Raw genomic sequence first — 20,593 nt, 5'->3', positions numbered from 1 at the left:
CAAGTACCCGCTCGCGCCGTCTCATGCCCCTGGTACGGGCCCCGGAAATGACGAGGGGGCCGCCGTCTCCCTGCAGACGGCGGCCCCCTGGCACGGAGCGGCTCCCAGCGCCACGGCCCGGTCGGCCACGCTCACATGTGGACGACCGGCGCGGCGTCCGCGTCCTGCTCCGGCACCCCGCGCCGGAAGAGGGCGAAGCAGATCAGCGCGCCCGCCGCGAAGAAACCGGCCGACCACCAGAAGGCGGTGGTGTAGCTCTCGATGGTCGCCTGTGCCTGGACCAGCTTGCTGGTGGCGTCCCGGCCGGACAGGTAGTCGGTGGCGGCACTCGCCGCGAGGGTGTTCAGCAGTGCCGTACCGACGGAACCGCCCACCTGCTGCATGGCGTTGACGGTCGCGGAGGCGACGCCCGCGTCCTCGGCCGCCACCCCGCCGGTGGCCAGCTGCATGGCGGGCGGCATGACCAGGCCGAGGCCGATGCCGGTCACGACCAGCGGCGGAAGTACCGCGCTCAGGTAGTGCGAGCCGACCCCGATGCCGGTCAGCCAGGCCATGCCGGCCGCGGCGATCGCGAAGCCCAGCGCGATGACCGCCTTCGGGCCGACCCGCGGCACCAGGACGGTGGTGCCGAGCTGCGCGGTCACCATCAGCGCGCCGACCATCGGCAGGAAGGCCACACCCGTCTTCGTCGGGCTGAAGCCGAGGTTGAGCTGGAGGTAGTAGGTCAGGAACAGGAACACGCCGAACATGCCCGCGCCGGATATCAGCACGGCGAGGAAGGAGGCCGCGCGGTTGCGGTCGGTCAGGATGCGCAGCGGCAGCAGCGGGTGCGCGGCCCGGGTCTGCCACCAGGCGAAGGCCGCCAGCAGCACGCCGCCCGCGATCAGGAAGCCCCAGGTCAGCGGCGAACCCCAGTCGTGGGTCTCGGCGTTGGAGAAGCCGTACACCACGGAGAAGAGACCGGTCGCGACGAGGACCGTGCCCGGCACGTCGAGCTTGGAGCCCGCCGCGTCGCGGTGGTTGGCCAGCAGGACCCAGCCGCCGGCGAAGGCGACGACCGCGATGGCCACGTTGACGTACAGCGTCCAGCGCCAGTCGAGCGCGTCGGTCAGCACGCCGCCGAGCAGCAGGCCCACCGCGCCACCGGCACCGGCGATGGCGCCGTACACGCTGAACGCGCGCGCCCGCTCCCGGGCGTCGGTGAAGGTGGTGTTGAGCAGCGACAGCGCGGCCGGCGCGAGCAGCGCGCCGAAGGCGCCCTGCAGGGCGCGTGCCGTGACCAGCATGGTGAAGCCGTTCGCGGCGCCGCCGAGCGCGGAGACGGCCGCGAAGCCGACGACGCCTGTCAGGAAGGCGGTCTTGCGGCCGAACAGGTCCGCGATGCGGCCGCCGAGCAGCAGCAGCGAGGCGAAGGCCAGCGCGTACGCGGTCACGATCCACTGCCGGTTGCCGTCGGAGAAGCCGAGGTCGGCCTGGGCCGAGGGCAGCGCGATGTTCACGATGGTGGCGTCGAGGACCACCATCAGCTGCGCGAGGGCGATGACCGCGAGGATCCACCAGCGCTTCGACGAGGCGGCGGGCGACGACTCGGCGGTGCCCGCGCGGGCATCGTTCAGGGTCTTCTGTGACATGGGGGAACCACTCCAGGGAAGTCGTCCGGGGTCGGGGGATGGCCTGAGAGCAAAGAGAACGTAAACGAAACTGTTTCGTACGCTTCGAGCGTAGAGTACATCCAGCGAAACGGCAACGTTTCGTTGCTAAGTCCTCCCGAGGGGCTGATCCGCATGTCCGCCGCACGCACCGGTACCTACCTGACGTCGGACGACGGCCGCCCCGCCGTCCGCTTCGGCCGCACCTACGAGCACCCGGCCGACCGCGTCTGGCGCTTCGTGACCGACGCCGACGAGCTCGCCCAGTGGTTCCCGTCCCGCGCCGAGTTCGAGCCGCGCCCCGGCGCCACGATCCGCTTCAGCGGCGATCCGAACATGCCCGAGTCGACGGGCCGGGTGATCGCCGCCGACCCGCCCCGGCGACTGTCCTTCGCGTGGGGCGGCGACGAACTCCGCTTCGACCTGGAAGCGCTCGGCGAGGACCGCACCCGGTTCACCCTCACCGACGTCCTGGCCGCCGAGAACACCGCCGCCCGCAACGCCGCCGGCTGGGAGGTCTGCCTGACCGCGCTGGACGCGAAGGCGCGCGGCGAGGGGGCCGAGGGGCCCCATGGCGGGACCGGCGTGCTCTGGAAGGACTTCTACGACGGCTACGTCGAGGCCGGGTTCCCCTCGGGCGCGCCCGTGCCCGGCCTCGACTGACCCCTCACGCCAGCTGCCGCCGCACCAGCTCGTGCAGCCGGCCGCCGGTGTCCGCGAGCAGTTCGGCGGGCGGCCCCTGCTGGGCGACCTTGCCGTCCTCCATCACGATGACCCGGTCCGCGTCCAGCACGGTCGACAGCCGGTGGGCGATGACGACGCGGGTGGCGTTGAGCCCCCGCGTGCTGTCGATGACCGTGCGCTGGGTGTCGTTGTCCAGGGCGCTGGTCGCCTCGTCGAAGAAGAGGATGCGCGGGCGGCGGATCAGGGCCTGGGCGATCATCAGGCGCTGGCGCTGGCCGCCGGAGATCGCGCCGCTGCCCGAGACGATGGTGTGCAGCCCCATCGGCATCCGCTGGATGTCCTCGGCGAGCCCCGCCAGCTGGGCCGCCGCCATCGCCTCCTCCGGCGTGTACGGCTCGGTGCCGCAGATGACGTCCAGGATCGACCCGGTGAACGGCTGCGCGTGCTGGAGCACCACCCCGCACTGCCGCCGCACGGCCGACTGGTCGAGGGCGGCCAGGTCCTGGCCGTCGTACAGGACGCTGCCCGACACCGGCCGGTCGAAGCCGATCAGCAGCCTCAGCAGCGTGGACTTGCCGCAGCCGCTCGGGCCGACGATCGCCACGAACTCACCCGGCCGGATCTCGAAGGACACGTCGTCCAGGACCAGCGGGCCGTCGTCGGCGTACCGGAAGGACAGCCGCCGGGCCTCGAGGGCCCCGGACAGCGGGCCCGGCCTGGTGCTCGCGGCGCGCACCTCGGGGGTCGCCTCCAGCACCGGCTTGATCTCCTCGAACAGCGGCAGCGCGGCCACCGCCGAGACGAAGGAGCCGGTCAGCTGGGTGACCGAGGTGAGCAGCATGGTCACCGAGGTGTTGAAGGTGAGGAAGGCCGCCGCCGACATCGCGCCCCGGGCCGGACCCGCGAGCAGCATGAACATCAGCAGCGTGCACACCGGCAGGTAGACCGCGCCCAGCACCGTGGTGAGGTTCTTGATGCGGCCCACCTTCTGCTGCAGCTCCCGGCTGCGCGCGAACTCGCCCGCCCAGGCCGCGTACGCGTAGTTCTCCGCCGCCGCCACCCGCAGCTTCGGCAGACCGCGCAGGGTCTGGAACGCCTGGTTGTTCAGCTTGTTGCCGAGCACCACCAGACGCCGCTGCCAGCGCACCTGCCACAGCCCGAGCCCCAGGAACACGGCGGCGATGACCACGAGCATGCCGATCGCCGCCATCGCCATCGGCACGCTGTACCAGAACAGCAGCCCCAGGTTCATCGCGCCGATCGTGACCGACTGGGCGACCACCGGGCCGACGCCCGCCAGCAGCCGGCGGATCGCGCTGACGCCCATGGCCGCACTGGCCAGTTCGCCGGTGGACCGCTGGGTGAAGAACTTCGTCGGCAGGCGCAGCAGCCGGTCCCAGACGGCCGGTTGGAGGGTGGCCTCGATACGGCCTTCGAGGCGCAGGATGGTCAGGTTCTCCAGGAGCATGAAGGCGGCGGCCACCACACTGCTGACCATCACCGCCAGGCAGACCTGGACGATCAGCCCCTGCTGGGCCCTGGGCACGTACTCGCCGAGCACCTTGCCGGTGGCGATCGGCACCAGCGCGCCGATCACCACCGTCACCAGCCCGGCGAGCAGCAGGTTCACCAGGTCGCCGCGGGTGCCGCGCATGCTGAACCGGAGCAGGCCGAGCGGGCCGAGGCGCCGCTCGGGCAGCGGGCGGTAGAACATCACCGCGCGCGGCTCGAACTCCTCGGCGTTGGCCTTCTCGATCGGGGTCTCCCGGCCGGTCCCCGGATGCACCGCCACATAGCCGCCGCGCCGCCACAGCAGCGCCACCGGCGCCCCCGACAGCGCCCGGTGCCCCACCAGCGGGCCGACGTTCTCCCGCCACCAGCGCCCGTCCAGGCGTACGGCCCTGGTGCGCACCCGGGAGGCGAGGGCCACGCGCTCGACCGGGTCGAGGTGGTCGCCGCCGGTGCCGCTCTGCGCGGGTTCGGCGAGGGTGATCCCGGCCGCCTGGGCGACCAGCTTGCAGGCCGCGTAGCCGGCGTCGGCGTCGGCGGCCGTGGTGCGCTTCGTCGAGGCCTTGCCGATGGACGCCAGCAGGGTCCGGTCGGCCTGCTCGCGGACCGCCTCACCGGCCTTGATCCCGGCGGCCGTGCGCGTCTCGTGGGTGCGCTCCAGCTGCTCGATCCACCGGTCGAGGGTGGTCAGCAGCCGGTACTGCTGGTCGACCATGCTCTGCCACACGGCCGGGTCCATCAGCAGGTCGGCGGCGGCCTCGGCCCCGTACAGCGACCCGTACTGCACGCTGCCGGGCGGCACCTGCATCCAGAACACGTCGTCGTCGGTCGTCCCGGCGGCCGGATCGCCGGCCATCGGTGCCTGGAAGAGGACGGACAGGCTGCGGCCCGCACCCAGCGCGAGGGCGTACTCCAGCGGGCTGGAGGTCGGTGGCACGTACTGCGGGTTGCCGTACTCGTCGTACGACCAGGTCTGGGTGTTCGCGGGCTGGTACAGCTCGCGCAGCCCGATGCGGTGCACCACGCAGTCGCGCAACGGCCGGGCCACCAGCGTGTGTTGGGGGCCGGTGACCGGGCCGAGCAGCAGCGAGCCCGCCTCCAGGCGGCCGAGGTGGTGCCAGTGGCCCTGCTGCGCGGCGTCCACCGCGAACAGGTCCACGGCGCCCGCCGCGACCAGCCACAGCACCTGCGGGCCTTCCAGGTCCAGCCGGTTGAGCCCGGCGCAGTCGACCGGGGTGCCGAGCGCGCCCAGCGCGCCCAGTACGAGGTCGCCTTCGTGCACGGAGGTCATGTCACCGCTCCCTGACCAGCGCGGCGTACGCGCCGCCGTGTGCCACCAGTTCGGCGTGCCGGCCGCGTTCCACGATCGTCCCGTGCTGGAGCACGACGATCTCGTCGCTGTCGCGCACGGTGCTCAGCCGATGGGCGATCACCACGCAGGCGCAGCCGCGCCGGCGCAGGTTGTCCATCACGGTCTGCTCGGTCTCCGCGTCCAGCGCGCTGGTCACCTCGTCCAGGACGAGGATGCTGGGACGCCGGACCAGGGCCCGGGCGATCTCCAGACGCTGGCGCTGCCCGCCGGAGAAGTTCCGGCCGTCCTGCTCGACCTTGCTGTGGATGCCGCCCGGGCGGCGCATCACCACGTCGTACAGAGCGGCGTCCCTGAGGGCCTCCACCACGGCGTCGTCCGGGATCGAGGGGTCCCACAGGGCCACGTTGTCGCGGACCGAGCCCTCGAAGAGGAACACGTCCTGGTCGACGAAGGAGACGGAGGCGGCGAGCGCGCCGCGCGGGATGTCCTCCAGACGCTGCCCGTCGACGCGGATGACACCCTCCCACGGCGTGTACAGGCCCGAGATCAGCCGGGAGACCGTCGACTTGCCACTGCCCGAGCCGCCGACCAGCGCGACCTGCCGGCCGGGGCCGACGGTCAGGTCGAAGCCGGTGAGCAGGGGCTTGTCGAGGGGGCTGTAGCCGAAGGTGATGTTCTCCAGCTCGACGTGCCCGTGCAGGCGCCGCGTCGAATCGCCGGCGCCCGGACGGGCGTAGAGCGGGTCGGCCTGGAAGTTCTCCACGTCCTTCAGCCGGGCCACGTCGGCGGCGAAGTCCTGGATGCGGCCAGCCACCCCGTTCAGCCGGGTCAGCGGCGCGGTGAAGCGGGTCACCAGCGCCTGGAAGGCGACCAGCAGACCGATCGAGATATGGCCCTCGACCGCCCGCATCCCGCCGATCCACAGGATCAGCGCGCTGTTGAGGGTGGCGAGGGTGGGCGCGACCACGCCCAGCCAGGCGCTCGGCACGCCGAGCCGCTGCTGCTCCTCCAGAGTGGTGGCGTGCTGACCGGCCCACTTGCGGAAGTAGCCGTCCTCGCCGCCGGTCGCCTTCATCGTCTCGATCAGCTGGAGGCCGGTGTAGGAGGTGTTGGTCAGCCGCGCGGTGTCCGCCCGCAGCTTGGCGGTGCGGGTCGCGCGCAGCCGTACGACGAACCGCATCGCCACCACGTTGAGCAGGGCCACGCCGATGCCGACGATCGTCAGCTGCGGGTCGTAGGTGTACAGCAGCACCGCGTACAGCACGACCACGATCGCGTCCACGCCGGCCGCCGCGAGGTCGCGGGCCAGGGTCTCGGCCACCTGGTCGTTGGACTGCAGGCGCTGCACCAGGTCGGCCGGGCTGCGCTGGGCGAAGAAGGTCACCGGCAGCCGCAGCAGATGACGCAGGAAGCGGGCGCTGGAGAGGGTGGAGGAGACGATGCGGCCGTGCAGCAGGTTGGCCTGCTGCAGCCAGGTCAGCACCACCGTGAGCAGCACGCACCCGCCCATCGAGGCGAACAGCACGCCCAGCAGCGAGGTCTGATGGCCGATCAGGAACATGTCGATGTAGGTCCGGCTGAGCGCGGGCACCGCCGCGCCGACCGCCACCAGCAGCAGGCTGGCCAGCACGGCGGCGGGCAGCGTGCCGGCCGTGCCGCGCAGCCGGGCCGGCATCGCGCCGAGGACGCCGGGCCTGCGCCCGCCCCTGACGAAGTCCTCGCCTGGCTCCATCACCAGGACGACCCCGGTGAAGCTCCCGTCGAACTCCTCCATGGGCACGAAACGGCGGCCCTTGGCGGGGTCGTTGACGTACACCCCGCGGCGGCCGAAGCGGCGGCCCATGCCGTCGTAGACGACGTAGTGGTTGAACTCCCAGAACAGGATGGCGGGCGCCCGCACCTCGGCGAGGGCGGCCAGGTCCATCTGCATGCCCTTGGCCGTCAGCCCGTAACCGCGTGCCGCCTTCAGCAGGTTGCTGGCGCGCGAGCCGTCCCGGGAGACGCCGCAGGCGATGCGCAGCTCCTCCAGCGGGACATGACGGCCGTAGTGGCCGAGGACCATGGCGAGGGAGGCGGCGCCGCACTCGACGGCCTCCATCTGGAGGACGGTGGGGGTACGGACCGTCCCGCCCCGCGCCTTGGGGACCGTGCGCCGGGGCGGGGCGGCGCGGCGCCTGCCGCGGGTTTCCTGGGCGGTGGTCACGGCAGCAGCCAATCGACGGGACGCTGGTCGGCCAGCCGGATCGAACCCGTGGCCAGGGTCATGGAGTCGAGCCCGTACGGGGGTCCCCCGGCGGAGCTCCACCGGTAGCCGCTCCTGGTGCTCGACGACCTGTCGAGCCGGACCAGCACGGCCACCGGCCGTCCCTGCCTGGTGAACTGCTCGCCGAGCTGGCTGTCCCCGAGGAACGCGGCGATCGACTGCGCGGACTGGGCGGTGCGGTCCACCGACTGCACATGGCCGCGCAGCACCCCGTACTCCTGCGTGGACACCGACGACACGGTCAGGTCGACGGGGGCGTGCGCGGGGATCGAGGCGAGGTTCTCGGCCGGGACGTACACGGTCGCGTACAGCGGGTCCGAGGCGCGGGCGACCTTCTCCACGGCGGCGACGTCCGCTCCGGTACGGATGATCTGCCCGACGGTGGCGGCGAGCGCGGTGACCCGGCCGGCGGCGACCGTGCGGACGACCGATTCACCCCGGCCCGTACGGACCTTCAGTACGGGCGAGTCGGCGGGCAGCCGCTCGCCCTGCTTGGCGAGGACGGCGGTGACCTGGCCGGCGACCGGGCTCTGCAGGACGTAACTGCCCTCGGCGTGCGTGAGGATGGCGGGCGCGGCGACGGTGGAGGCGACCGATCCGGTCACCGCCCAGACGGAGGCGGCGGCCATGGCGACGACCGCGACGGACAGCGCGAGCCAGCCCTGCGGGCGGGCCAGGCGCACCGGGAGGTCGAGCTCTTCCGGTGACTGGAGCTTGGCGAGGGCCTGTTGGCGGAACTGCACGGAACTTTCCCTCACCTGGGGGAGACGGGACTGCTACGGCATCGACGAGTCCCGGAGCCGGGATCCGGCTCCGGGACTCATCGGCAACGCGGTGCGATCAGAGACCGGCGACCAGGTTGGTGAGCGGCTGGGTGTTCAGGCCGGTGACACCCTCGACCGTGCCGATGGCCGTGTCGGCCAGGCCGGCGACCGGGGCAACGCCGTTCAGGGCACCCGTGGCGCTGTTCAGGGCGTTCACGGAAAGACCGCCGGAGACGTTGTCGAGCTCGGCGTCGGAGATCTCGGCGGTCTGAACCTGGGGGGTGGAGTTCATGGTGGAACTTCCCTTCATATGGATATTTCACAAGGGGGGAGCGGCCCCCTCTGGGGGACAGATGACGGCCGCGACCGCGGGCGCCGGGCGCCCGTCTCCGGAAACCCTCAGCGGGCCCCGCGGTGCGATGGATCAAAGCACGCACGCGGCTCGCGCATCCAATCAACGACCCCTCTCACCTGCGCACTTGCTTTCAGGCAGGGGTCATCCGTGCAGGTGTGCGCACGGCTTGTCGGCGACATGTTCACAAGCGGCACGGCATCGGCGCATCCGATCCCTTGTCGCCGTGGCGGCGAATCCGGCACTCCGCACCAATGCCATGGGCGGGGCCGCGCGCTTGTGCAGATCCGCCGGTCGCCGTGACTTGGTTGGGCAGTCGATGTGCAGATTCCCTGAAGCAGGGATTCCGCTCCGGATGACCGACGGACCGTCACCGGCCGGTCGCGGTGTGTTCGGTGCTCAGCCCAGGAGCGCGTACACCGTGCTCGCGCGGGCGGCGAGTTCGCCCGAGTCCACGTCGGTCAGCGTGATGTCCGCGAACGCCATCCGGCGGCCCAGCTTGGTCAGCACCGCTTCGATCACGACATCCGAACCGGTCACCGCCCGCTGGAACGAGGTCGACTGCTGAACCGTCGTCATCGGGACGTAGGCGCCGCGGGCCGCCGACACCGCGATCACCGTCGCCGTGTCGGCCGCGGCCATGAGCGCCTGCCCCGAGAGCGCCCCGCCCTCCCGGGACAAGCGGTCCGACCAGGGCAGACGCAGGACGGCGCGGTCCTCGCCCACCGCCTCCACCACCAGGGCGAGTTCCAGCACCCAGGGCGCGAAGTTGGCGGAGAGGATCTTGTCGGCTTCGGCGGTGGTCATCGTCATATGGGGGATTGTTCCCGGCGCCGCCCGGCGACACGCGGAACCCGGCCGCGACTGGCCGATTCACCACCGCGCAAATTTTGTTGGCAAACGGAATTGAACACACCGGCCGCCTCCCGCGTACCAACTGCCAACCAGGCGCCCACGATTGACTGCCCCACAGCGGCAGACCCCCCGTTCCCAGGAGGTCGAGTAGTTTGAGTCACAAGCGAATGCCGAAGCGCAAGGCCGCGATAGCGGTGGGCGGTGTTGCGGCGCTCGGAGCGGCGGCACTCCTGCTGCCGAACGCCAACGCCTCCCAGGACGGCGCGGCGGGCGACACCTCCGCCGCCGCCCCCAAGACCCTGAAGGCGACGGACGCCTCGGATCTCGCTTCGCAGTTGGAAAAGCTGCTCGGCGACTCCTTCGCCGGCTCCTACTACGACGGCGACAGCAAGCAGCTGGTCGTCAACGTGGTCAGCGGCGACAACAACGTGATCGTCCAGGCCAAGAAGGCGGGCGCCGTCGTCCGCCAGGTCGAGAACAGCAGGGCCGAACTCCAGGCCGCCGCACGGACGCTGAAGACCAAGGCGACCATCGCGGGCACCTCCTGGGCGGTCGACCCCAAGAGCAACAAGATCCTGGTCACCGCCGACAGCACGGTCACCGGCGCCAAGTGGAACCGACTGGAGTCGACCGTCAAGGGCCTCGGCTCCGACATGGCGACCGTCAAGAAGTCCGCGGGCACCTTCAAGACCTTCGTGTCGGGCGGCGACGCCATCTTCGCCCAGGCGGAGGGCGGCACCGTCCGCTGCTCCCTCGGCTTCAACGTCACGGCCTCCGACGGCAGCCCCGCCTTCCTGACGGCCGGTCACTGCGGTGTCGCGGCCAAGCAGTGGTCGGACTCCGAGACCGGGCAGCCGATCGCCACCGTGGACCAGGCCACCTTCCCCGGCGAGGGCGACTTCTCGCTCGTCAAGTACGACGACGCCGCCACCCAGGCGCCCAGCGAGGTCAACGTCGGCAACGGCCAGACCGTCCAGATCACCCAGGCCGCGGAGGCCACGGTCGGTGAGACCGTCTTCCGGATGGGCTCCACCACCGGTCTGCACGACGGCGAGGTGACCGGTCTGGACGCGACCGTCAACTTCCAGAGCGAGACCGATCCGAACGGCGTCGACACCGTCAACGGCCTCATCCAGACGAACGTCTGCGCCGAGCCCGGCGACAGCGGTGGCTCCATGTTCACGCAGGACGGCAACGCGCTCGGCCTCACCTCCGGCGGCAGCGGCGACTGCACCAGCGGTGGCGAGACCTTCTTCCAGCCGGTGACCACCGCCCTGGAGGCCACCGGCGCCACCCTCGGCGACGCCGGTGCCGGCGCGGGTGACCAGGCGGGCGGCGACGAGCAGGCCGGCGGCGACGAGGTCGGCGGCGCCGACCCGTCCGCCTCGGCGGGCGACGAGGCCGGTGCGGGCGACCAGGCCGGTGCCGGTGACGAGGCCGGTGCGGGTGACGAGGCCGGCGCCACCGCCGACCCGTCCGCGACGGCCGGCGACCAGAACGGCGCCGAGGACCAGAGTGGTACGGGCGAAGAGGCCGGCGCCGACGACGGGTCCCTCACCGAGACCCACTGATCGGCCTCACCAGCGGTTCCGGCCGACGGTGGACGGTCCGGCCCTCCGGCGGGAGGGCCGGGCCGCGTCGTCGTGTCCGGGCCCCTGCCCGCTCAGCCGTCCGGCCGCGCCCGCAGCAGCAGCACCGCCACGTCGTCGACCCGCTCCCGCGCCGCCGCACTGTGCCGGACGAGCTCGTCGGCCAGCCGCTGCAGCGGCAGCTCCCCGCACTCCGTGAGCAGCGCGCCGAGGTCGCACAGGGCGTCCTCGATGTCGACGCCCGGTGACTCGACGAGGCCGTCCGTGTAGAGGACGAGGACCGAGCCGGGGGCGAGGGCGACCTGCGTGGTCGGGTACGTCGCCGAGGCGTCGATGCCCAGCAGCGGCCCTCCGGCCAGGTCCAGCACCCGCACCCGCCCGTCCGGGCGTCTGAGCAGCGGCGGCGGATGCCCCGCCCGCGACATCACGGCACGGCCGTGCGCCGGATCGAGCCGCAGGTACAGACAGCTCGCGAACAGGTCCACGCCGAGGTCGATGAGCAGCCGGTTGGTGCTGCGCATGACCTCCTGCGGCGGCTGCCCCACGGTCGTGTACGCCCGTACACCGGTACGGATCTGTCCCATCAGCCCGGCCGCGGTCACGTTGTGCCCCTGGACGTCCCCGATCACCGCCGCCGGCAGCGGACGCGCGGGCACCAGGTCGTAGAAGTCGCCGCCGATCTCCATGCCCCGGGTCGCGGGCACATAGCGCGCGGCGGCCTCCAGACCCGGCAGCCGCGCCAGCGAGTGCGGCAGCAGGGCCTCCTGCAGACCGTGCGCCAGCCGGTGCTTGGCGTCGTACAGCAGGGCCCGCTCCAGGGCCTGCGCGATCAGGCCGCCGAGGCTCGTCAGCACCGCGCGCTCCTCCGCGGGGAAGACATGGGGTTCCGCGTAGGCGAGCACACAGGTGCCCACCGGCCGCCCGGAGGCGATCAGCGGCAGGTACGCCCAGGCCGCGAAGCCGTCCGGGGTCTGCTGCCGCTGCGGATACAGGCGCTCCAGGTGCTCCCGGGACTCGAAGAACCCGGGCACCCCGCTGTACAGGGCCTGTGTGCCCGGGGTCCGCCCGGTCAGCGGCAGCCCGTGGAACCGCTCGACGGCCCGCGGGTCCGGATACCCGCGGTGGCCCAGCACGTGCAGCCGGCCGCCCTGCGAGCCGAGGATCACCAGGGCCCGGCTGCCCACGGCCGGGGCGATCTCGTCCGCGACCAGCTGGACGACGTCCTGCACGCCGACCGCCTCGGTCAGCGCACCGGCCAGGCTCAGCACCGTGGAGATGGTGACCAGCCGGGACGGGCCCGCGTCGCCGGACAGCGGCGCGTCGCGTGCCATCTCCGCGACCCCCCGGGCCCGGCTGACGCGTACGCTCAGCCCGGTCGTGCTCGGGTACAGCCGGAACGACAGCCAGGTGCCCGGCGGGCGCAGCGCCAGGAACGACGTCACGTGCTGGCTGATCAGCGCGGCCCGGTAGCGGTCCTCGTACACCGGGTCGTTCAGCCAGGGCACCGACGACCACGGCTGGGTGCCGAGCAGCTCGCCCACCGGTCTGCCGAGCAGCTCGCCGGCCGCCTCGTTGGCGAAGGCGACCCGGCCGTGCAGATCGAGCGAGACCAGCCCGTACGGCAGCCGCGCCACCATCCGCGCCGCCTCGACCGTGCCCAGCGTGCCGGCCACGCCCGTCACGGGCGGCGCCGCCAGCAGGTCGGGCTCGGGGCGCAGTGGGCGGTTCTGCCTGGCCATCCGCTCCAGGCGCGTGGCGAGCCGGTCGCAGGCCGCCGTCAGCTGCTCCCGCTCCCGGTCGGACAGCTCGGGCGGGTGCGAGCCCGGCCAGGTCACGAAGACGGAGCCGTACGCGGCGGTCGCGGTCGCCACGGGGACGGCGGCCAGCGCGAACGGGTAGGGCAGCACCACCGCGATGCGCGGATAGCGGCGTGCCATGTCCTCCTCGCCGCCCACCCAGACCAGCCGCCGCTCGCGCAGGGCCTCCGCGACCGGGATCGGCGCGCTCAGCCCCACCCGCTCCCAGGGCGCGGCGAACGCCCGGGGCAGGCCCGCCATCACGGCCATCTCCAGCACCGGCTGGTCGGGCGCCAGCAGGTACACCGCCCCGGAGTGCGCGCGGACCTCGTCCATCATCGCGGCCAGCGCCACCGACAGCATCGGCTGCCCGGCCCGCGCCTCGGCGGCGGCCGGCGCCTGCCCGGACGTCTGCCCGTCGGACACGCCGACCACCTCCTCGTACGGCCGCGCGGCGCATCCCCCGGGGTCAAGACTCCCCCCTCGCGGCGCCCGGCGCACGGCGAGCGGCACGGCGGCGGGCGGCCACCCATACCCCCTCCGCCCCGGACCATGCCCCCTCAGTCGATGCGCGGCGCGGCGAACGGGCGCCGCGAGTGCGCCCCCGCGCACCCCGATGGCCGGTTCTTCGCGCCCTCCTACGGTCACAGGAGCCAACAATGGGGCACGCGCTGAACACGTGACGAAGTACGGCGAGCTGAAGGGGCGGCAGTGATCGGAGTACTTCTGGTGCACGACGTGTGTCTGGTGCGCTCGGTTCTGGCGGAGTGGCTGCGGCGGGAGCCCGACCTGAGGGTGGACGACACGCCGTGGCGCGGCGTGGCCGCACGGGTGCGGTCCTTACGGCCGGCGGTGTGCGCGGTGGACCTGGAGCGCGCGAACGGCTACGGCGTGCCGCCGCTGGGCGATCTGTGCCCGCCGCTGGGCACCGGCTCCCCGCGTCCGCGGCTGCTGGTGCTGGCCGCGGCGGACCGGCCCGGGCTGCTCAAGCGCGCGGCCGAGGCGGGGGCGCTCGGCTACGTCGACAAGGAGGGTTCGCCGGACAGACTCGTGCGCGCGATCCGGCGCGTCGCCGAGGGGGAACGATTCGTCGACGACTCGCTGGGCTTCGGCTTCCTCAAGGCGGCGGAGATGCCGCTGACCCGCCGTGAGCTGAGCGTGCTGTCGCTGGCGGCCGGAGGAGCGTCCATCGCGGAGATCGCCGGGAGCCTGCACCTGTCCCACGGCACGGTACGCAACTACATGGCGGCGATCACCCGCAAGACCGGGGCCCGCAACCGCATCGACGCGATCCGCATCTCACAGGGGGAGGGCTGGCTGTGACGGCCCGGCGGCCGACGCGGGGGTCCAGCCGCCGACCAGGTCGCGGTACAGGGCCGAGGTCCCGAGGAGCTCGTCGTGGGTTCCGTACGCGGTACTCCGCCCGTCCATCACCAGGACGCGGTCCGCTCGGCGCGCCGAGCTGATGCGGTGGGCGACGACGACCAGGGTGCCGCCCGGCCGCCCGGCGAAGGCCCGTTCAGCGCGGGCCTCCGCCTCCGGGTCGAGATGGCAGGTCGCCTCGTCCAGCAGCGCGAGCGGCGCCCGCGACAGATACGCGCGGGTCAGCGCGATCAGCTGCCGCTCGCCCGCGGACAGCGCCGCCGGATCGACCTGCCCGGCCGGCCCGCCCAGCGTCTCCAGCAGCGGGCCGAGCCCGACCGCGCCGGCCGCGGCCAGCAGCTCCTCCTCGGGCACCGGGTCCGCGCGGAAGTGGCCCAGGTTCTCGGCGAGGGTGCCGGTGTGGACGTACGCCTCCTGCGGGATCAGCACCCGCCGGGTGGCCGCCTCCCGGCTCGGTACGGGATGCCCGTACACCCGGACCGACCCGTCCCCGGGTTCCAGCAGCCCCGCGGCCAGAGCGGTCAGCGTCGACTTCCCGATCCCGCTCGGCCCCACGACCACCAGATGCCCGCCCTCCGGCACCACGAGGTCCAGCCCGTCGAGGACGGGCGCGCCGGCGCCGTAGGAGAAGGTGACGGAGGCGAGGGCGAGGGCGGGGGGCGGCGCCGCGGGCGCCGGGGCGGGGCGCTCGGGGTGGGCGTACGGGGCCCGCCTCGCGGGCAGGGCGCAGGCCCCTTGCTCCGGTGGCACCAGCCGCCGTAGGACCACGGTGAGGCGGGAGCCGCTGGTGCCGAGGCCGTGGACGAGGTTGTGCAGGGCGGGGAGGAGGGACTGGGCGACGTAGGCGAGGGCGCCGACCAGGGCGCCCGGGGTGACGCCGTGGGCGAGGAGCCAGGGGGCGGTGGCGAGCAGGAGGACGACGGGCAGCTGGCCGCCGAGCGCCAGGGACGCCACCCGCAGGACGCCGAAGCGGGCCAGGGAGCGGGCGGCCCGCAGTTCGGCGTCGACGCGGGAGCCCATACCGGCTCCGGTCCGTTCCTCCGCGCCGGCCGCCGTCACGTCGCGCAGGCCGGGGCATACGGCGCCCCACTCCCCGGCGAGGGCCTCGTCGGCGACCAGGAAGGCCTCCTGCCGCCGGGCCAGCGGGCGCAGCGTCGCGGTGAACAGGCACACCCCGGCCAGCAGCGGCGGCGCGACGACGAGGAGGAGCCTCGGGGCGAGGGAGAAGAGACCCGCCAGCGCGCCCACGGCGGTGAAGACGAAGGAACGCGAGACCATCACCAGGCCCGCCAGGCTGTCCCGCGCGATCTCCACCTGCTGGGTGAGCCCCGACAGCGCCCCGCCGTCCGCCTCCCGCACCCCGCGCCCCACCACCCGCTCCACGAGCCGGTCCCGCACCGGCTCGACCAGCGCGGCGACCGCCCCGTACACCCGCCCGGTCCCGTACGCCCCGGCCACCACTCCCAGTGCGGCCACGCCGAGCCACAGCAGCCCGACCCCGGCCCGGGCGGACAGGAACCCCTGGTCCAGGGCCCGGGCGAGGGCGTACCCGACGAGGAAGGTCTGCCCCGCCTCCAGCACCGACCACCCGCCGAGCCGCGCCAGCACCCGCCATCGCGCCCGCGGCAGCACCAGCGACCGCACCGTCACCGCCGCACCCCTTCCTCCGCGCAGAACACCGCCCGGTACGCCGGATCCCGCCACAGCCGCGCGTGCGGCCCGAGCGCCCGTATCCGCCCCCCGTCCAGCCAGGCCACCGCGTCGGCGCGGGCCGCCGTCGCCGCGCGGTGGGCGACGAGCAGGCGGGTGGGGCGGGTGTCGCCGGTCAGCAGGGCCTCGGTGACGCGGTGTTCGGTGACCGTGTCGAGGCTGGAGAGGGCGTCGTCGAGGATCAGCAGCCGCCCGTCGTGGGCGAAGGCGCGGGCCAGGCCGAGGCGCTGGGACTCGCCGCCCGAGTGGGGGGCGTCCACGCAGGCGGTGGCATAGCCGTGGGGGAGGCGGCGGACGAAATCGTCGGCGTCGGCCCGGCGGGCGGCGGCCCGGACCCGCTCGGGGGCGGGGGAGGGCAGGCCCAGGGCGATGGTGTCCTCGATGGTGGTGCCGAGGAGGGCGGGGCGTTCGAAGGCGTAGGCGACCGCGCCGCGCAGCTCGTCGTGGGTGAGGTCGGGCAGCGGCACACCGTCCAGCAGGACCTGTCCTTCGTCCGGGTCGGCCAGGCGCCCGGCGAGGGCCGCGAGCAGGGACTTGCCGGCGCCGGAGCGGCCGACGACGGCGAGTGTCGTGCCGCCGGGGACGTCCAGGCCGACGCCGTCGAGCACGGCGCGTCCGCCGCGCCGGGCGGTGACGCCGCGCAGCTGCAGACGCCCGGGGCCTGGCGGCAGCCGGCGCGGGCCGTACCCGGGTACGGGCTCGGCGAGCACCTCGCCCAGCCGCCGGGCCGCCGCCCCGGCCCGGGACAGTGCGGCGACCTGGCCGACCAGTACGCCCACGCCGCCCGCGAGGACGGCGTACCGGGAGGCGGCGAGCACCTCGCCGACGGACAGGCGGTGCCGGGTGAGCAGGAACCCGGCCATGGCGACGACGCCCAGCTGGAGCAGCGGCGCCACGGCCGTCGCCCGCGCCGCGGCCCGCCCCTGCACCTGCCACATGCGGTGTCCCGCCCGGGACAGCTCGGGCAGCGGCCGCAGGATCCGCGCCGTCTCCCGGTCCTCGGTGCCGGCCGCGCGGATCGTGCGGGCGCCGCCGACCGCCTCCGCGAGTGCCGCCGCGATCCCGCCCTGCACCCGCTGGTAGTCCGCCGCGCACCGCGAGGTGTCGCGGGCGAAGGCGCGCAGCAGGAGTGCGAGGAGCGGCGCGCCGGTGAGCAGCACGGCCGCCAGCCGCCAGTCGATGAGGCCGAGGGCGACCACGCCCCCCACGGGCCCGGCGAGGGCGGCGAGCAGCGCGGCGAGTGCTCCGGGCGCCGTCCCGGCCTGCGCGGCGCCGCCGACCAGACGGGCGACCAGGTCGCCGGAGCCGAAGCGGTCCGTGGCACGTGGCCCGAGCGCCAGCACGTGCCCGGTCAGCCGCCGCCGCAGCCATGCCGCCGCCCGCCCGTCGACGGTGCCGGCCAGGACGCTCGCGCAGCCGTCCAGGGCGGCGAGCAGCAGCACCAGTCCCGCGCACGCCCACACCCAGCGGGCCGCCGGGCCGTGCGCGAGCAGTACGTCGAGGGTCCGGCCCAGCAGGGCCGGAAGCAGCAGGCCGGCGGCGGTGGCGGCGGTGCTCACCGCGCACAGGGCGGCGCAGCGGGCCGCTTCGTGCCGGGTCGCCGCGCGCAGCAGGGCGCGGGCCCGGAGGGGCACCAGGTCGTCGTCGGCGCGGATCGTCATCGGGGTGCGGGCCTCCCGCAGGGCGACGTGAGAGGGAGCTGCGGCCCCGGGCGTCCCCCTCCGGTGGGAGAGGGACGCCCGGAGCCGTGGGCGGTGCGTCAGAGACAGAGCAGGACGCTCGCCGCCGAGACGCAGGAGAGCAGGCTCGCCGTGCTCGCGCCGCCGCCGCCGGTGTGCTCGTCGGATTCCATCGTCTGCAGGTCGAGCAGTGCCATGGTGGTGTCCTTTCCGTCGGTTCCTTGAATCCCTCGGTGGGGACGGGGTGGTGTCACGACTCCGCCAGGTCGCGGAGCCGCGTGGTGGGGGCCGCCGGGGGCGGCTGCAGGAACGGCAGGTGTGCGGTGCCCTCGCCGTCGAGGGCCGCCGCGAGCGCGAGCAGGCACCCTGCCGTTCCGGTGGCGAGGTCCATGGACAGCCGCATCATCTGGTGCCCGGGGAAGGCCAGTTGGCCCTGGTAGGCCATGGCGAACCAGCCGAGCCCGGCGATCTGTTCGTCCAGCCGGGACGGTGTGGCACCCGGCACGGTGGTGCGGCTGAGGTGCAGGATCATCCCGGCGCGGCCCTGGAAGAGGCCGGGCTGGGCGTAGAAGCGCGAGGTGGCGGCGGTGAGGATGCCGGCCCGGGCGCGCTCGAACCCGCCGGGGTCGCCGGGGGCGTGCGCGAGGTAGTCGTCGAGGACCAGGCCGATGCCGGCGCTGCCGTCGCCGAGGTAGGGCAGCGTCCGCCAGCCCTCGTCCACCTCCAGGCCGCCGCCCTTGTCCTGCACCACGCAGCGCGCCAGGTCGCGGCGCAGCGCCTCGGCGGCGGCCGTCAGCAGCCGGGGCTCGCCGGTCTCCTCGTACCGCCGCAGCAGGAACAGCGCGGGCCCGCTCGCGCCCCGCAGCAGCCCGGCCCGCCGCCGGGGCGTGTCCGGGAGCGGTTCGGCGAGGCGGCGCAGCAGGATCTCGGCGGCCTCGGCGGCCCGTTCGGCCAGTTCCCGCTCGCCGGTCGTGCGCGCCAGGCCGTCGAGGACCAGGCCCAGTCCGGCCAGCCCGCCGTGCAGGTCGGAGGAGAGGTGCTGCCACTTCTCCCGGAGGATGCCGTCGACCAGGTCCAGAGCGCGCTGCCGGTGGCCGAGCCGGTCGAGGACGAGGGCGACGCCCGCGAGACCGTCGTACAGCCCGAGCGGGGTGCCCGGCGGCGGTGGCGCGGTGTGCGCGAGGAGCCAGCGCTCGCCCTCCTCGTACCGGCCCGCGCCCGTCTCCGCCAGCGCGTACAGCACCCCGGCCGCGCCGTGCGCGAGGCCGAGTCCGCCGCCGTCGGAGAACTGCGCGATGTCGCCGGGGAAGAGCCGGTCGTCGCGCTCCGGGGTGGCCGAGGCGAGGATCGCCTTGACCATGGAGTCCCGGCTGGAGGGCCAGTCTTCGGGGGGCACCGGCTGGATCGGCGCCACCGAGCGGGCAGGGCCCGCGGTGGCCCGGGTGATCTCCGCGACCGCCTCGTCCAGGAAGGCGCGCGGCACGTCGGGGAACTGCTCCGCGACGACCTCGGCCAGATGCGCCGCCTTGCCCCGGTCGACCACGAACAGCGTGGTCACGGGCAGGAACAGGGCCAGCCGCAGACAGGCCAGCGCATACCGGTCGACGTCCGGGCCCCTGCGGTCCGGCGGGGCGAAGAAGCCGGGGTGGGCGACGACCTGGCGGCCCATCTCCCGCGCCGGGGCGGCGGCCTCGAAGTCGATGAGGAAGACCGACTCCTCGTCGGGCGCGACCATGATGTTGAAGACGTGCAGGTCGTTGAAGACGAGCCCGCGCGCGTGCACCGCTTCGACGGCCCTCTCGACCGCCCGGTGGATGCGCAGCGCCCACGCCGTGTAGTCGGCGACGGCCCCAGGATCGGGGTCCGGGTTCAGCAGCGGGTGGCGCTCGGCGAAGAAGGAGTTGAGCGGACGCCCGTCGAGGAAGTCCATGACCAGGAAGCGGTGGTCGCCCAGCGTGAACCAGTCCCGCACCTCGGGCACCACACCGGTCCCGGCGACCCGTTCCAGGGCGGTTTTCTCGCGCTCCAGCCGGGCCACCGCGTCCGCGCCGTCGGCGGCCAGCCCCGCGTGCGGCCGGCCCTCCTTCAGCACCACCCGGCGCCCGTCGCGCAGGTCGGTGCCCGCGTACACACCGCCGCCGTTGGAGAAGTGCAGCGCCTTCTCGATGCGGTACGGCAGTTCGCCGACCGTCGTGGTGTTGCGGGCCGCGAGATGCGGTTCGAGGAAGGACGGCAGGGTGATCCACTCGGGGACCTGGAAGGACGGCGCCCGCCGGTCCGGTACCAGCCTGTCCTCGCCGTCGCGCACCGCCGGCACCAGCGAGCCGCGCTCGTCGACGACATAGGCGCGGGCGAACGCGCCGTAGCGGACGTAGAGCGGACCGTCGTGCCAGCGCAGGTCGGTCAGGATGTACGGCCCCTCGAAGCCCTTCAGCAGCGCGCCCAGTTCCCGCAGCACCCGGTGCAACCGCTCCTCGTCGGCCGGGTAGACGGTGACGAACTTTCCGCTGGTGTCGCGGCCCGCGTACTTGGCGTTGCGCAGATGGAGCAGGTGCGGGGCCGGCACGAACTTGAACGGGATGCGGCGCGGCACGCAGTAGTCCCAGACGAGCGCGGCGATCCGCTCCGCGTTCGCCTGGGTGGCCGAGGCATGGACCTTCCAGCCCTGGGCGGGCGACGGCGCCGGCGTGCCGTCCGCGTCGAGCGGCGTCAGCGTCAGCCAGTCGCCGGTGCGCGCCGCGTGCCAGCCCTCCGGGACCTCGCGCCGCGCCGTGTCGAACAGCGGCGCGGTGTCCCCGCCGGCCGCGGACAGCCGGTCGGGCGTGTCGTAGAAGTGCCTGTCGGCGAGCGCGTACACCTCGTACCGCTTGTCCATGCCGTCCCCTCCTTGGCCCGCAACGACCTTCCCAGCCCCCCGGTGGGCGCGGACAGTCACGGCTGTCACGAGGTCGGTATGCGGAACGCATGGGTAAAGACATGTTCGGCACCTTTCGAGCGCCGGCCCGCCGTCGGCTCCATGGAACGGCCACAGGGGCTGCGCAGGGCCTC

14 protein-coding genes are annotated in these 20,593 nt (G+C 73.9%); 3 read left to right on the top strand and 11 right to left on the bottom strand.

The features are described from left to right. Positions 1-131: 131 nt before the first annotated feature. Positions 132-1,631, bottom strand: a complete 1,500-nt coding sequence (locus ACZ7L0_RS26105) for an MFS transporter (RefSeq protein WP_471244977.1) — start codon at positions 1,629-1,631, stop codon at positions 132-134. A 153-nt stretch (positions 1,632-1,784) separates the two neighbouring features. Between ACZ7L0_RS26105 and ACZ7L0_RS26100 the strand changes: the two genes are divergently transcribed. Then, the gene (locus ACZ7L0_RS26100) at positions 1,785-2,312 is read left to right on the top strand and encodes an SRPBCC family protein (RefSeq protein ID WP_471244976.1); all 528 of its coding nucleotides are present in this window, start codon (positions 1,785-1,787) and stop codon (positions 2,310-2,312) included. A 4-nt stretch (positions 2,313-2,316) separates the two neighbouring features. On the opposite strand, the gene ACZ7L0_RS26095 is transcribed toward ACZ7L0_RS26100, so the two are convergent. The 5 genes from ACZ7L0_RS26095 to ACZ7L0_RS26075 all read right to left on the bottom strand — a co-directional run bounded on the left by ACZ7L0_RS26095 (position 2,317) and on the right by ACZ7L0_RS26075 (position 9,346). After that, positions 2,317-5,133: an NHLP bacteriocin export ABC transporter permease/ATPase subunit gene (locus tag ACZ7L0_RS26095; protein WP_471244975.1), complete on the bottom strand. Its 2,817-nt coding sequence runs from the start codon at positions 5,131-5,133 to the stop codon at positions 2,317-2,319. A gap of 1 nt (position 5,134) precedes the next feature. Further along, a complete protein-coding gene (locus ACZ7L0_RS26090; RefSeq protein WP_471244974.1) occupies positions 5,135-7,357 on the bottom strand; it encodes an NHLP family bacteriocin export ABC transporter peptidase/permease/ATPase subunit in 2,223 nt (740 codons plus the stop codon). Next, a complete protein-coding gene (locus tag ACZ7L0_RS26085) occupies positions 7,354-8,160 on the bottom strand; it encodes a hypothetical protein (RefSeq protein WP_471244973.1) in 807 nt (268 codons plus the stop codon). Before ACZ7L0_RS26085 ends, ACZ7L0_RS26090 begins: the two co-directional genes overlap by 4 nt. 97 nt (positions 8,161-8,257) lie before the next feature. Continuing rightward, positions 8,258-8,473 (bottom strand): type A2 lantipeptide, encoded by a 216-nt coding sequence (locus tag ACZ7L0_RS26080; RefSeq protein WP_471244972.1) that lies wholly within the window; start codon positions 8,471-8,473, stop codon positions 8,258-8,260. A gap of 459 nt (positions 8,474-8,932) precedes the next feature. Beyond that, entirely contained in the window at positions 8,933-9,346 is a 414-nt protein-coding gene (locus ACZ7L0_RS26075; RefSeq protein ID WP_471244971.1) for a PaaI family thioesterase, read from the bottom strand. A gap of 209 nt (positions 9,347-9,555) precedes the next feature. On the opposite strand from ACZ7L0_RS26075, the gene ACZ7L0_RS26070 reads away from it, so the two are divergent. Beyond that, on the top strand, positions 9,556-10,959 hold the full coding sequence (locus tag ACZ7L0_RS26070; protein WP_471245107.1) for a S1 family peptidase: 1,404 nt from the start codon (positions 9,556-9,558) through the stop codon (positions 10,957-10,959). A gap of 92 nt (positions 10,960-11,051) precedes the next feature. Here the strand turns inward: ACZ7L0_RS26070 and ACZ7L0_RS26065 are convergent, their stop codons facing one another. Beyond that, complete coding sequence (locus tag ACZ7L0_RS26065) at positions 11,052-13,208, bottom strand: SpoIIE family protein phosphatase (protein ID WP_471244970.1); 2,157 nt, start codon at positions 13,206-13,208, stop codon at positions 11,052-11,054. Between the two features lie 276 nt (positions 13,209-13,484). On the opposite strand from ACZ7L0_RS26065, the gene ACZ7L0_RS26060 reads away from it, so the two are divergent. Beyond that, positions 13,485-14,096, top strand: coding sequence for a LuxR C-terminal-related transcriptional regulator (locus tag ACZ7L0_RS26060; RefSeq protein ID WP_471244969.1), 612 nt, complete (start codon positions 13,485-13,487; stop codon positions 14,094-14,096). Here ACZ7L0_RS26060 and ACZ7L0_RS26055 read toward each other — a convergent pair. From ACZ7L0_RS26055 to lanKC, 4 genes are all read right to left on the bottom strand, one after another. After that, positions 14,073-15,800 (bottom strand): ATP-binding cassette domain-containing protein, encoded by a 1,728-nt coding sequence (locus ACZ7L0_RS26055; protein ID WP_471245106.1) that lies wholly within the window; start codon positions 15,798-15,800, stop codon positions 14,073-14,075. The two genes, ACZ7L0_RS26060 and ACZ7L0_RS26055, sit on opposite strands and share 24 nt — an antisense overlap. A gap of 2 nt (positions 15,801-15,802) precedes the next feature. Next, a complete protein-coding gene (locus tag ACZ7L0_RS26050) occupies positions 15,803-17,527 on the bottom strand; it encodes an ABC transporter transmembrane domain-containing protein (RefSeq protein ID WP_471244968.1) in 1,725 nt (574 codons plus the stop codon). A gap of 98 nt (positions 17,528-17,625) precedes the next feature. Then, a complete protein-coding gene (locus tag ACZ7L0_RS26045) occupies positions 17,626-17,742 on the bottom strand; it encodes a SapB/AmfS family lanthipeptide (protein WP_289937569.1) in 117 nt (38 codons plus the stop codon). A 53-nt stretch (positions 17,743-17,795) separates the two neighbouring features. Beyond that, on the bottom strand, positions 17,796-20,420 hold the full coding sequence (gene lanKC / locus ACZ7L0_RS26040; protein ID WP_471244967.1) for a class III lanthionine synthetase LanKC: 2,625 nt from the start codon (positions 20,418-20,420) through the stop codon (positions 17,796-17,798). Positions 20,421-20,593: the final 173 nt, after the last annotated feature.

This window comes from Streptomyces sp. NPDC039424 (assembly GCF_055639495.1).
This window is presented reverse-complemented; position numbering and strand designations above follow the sequence as displayed.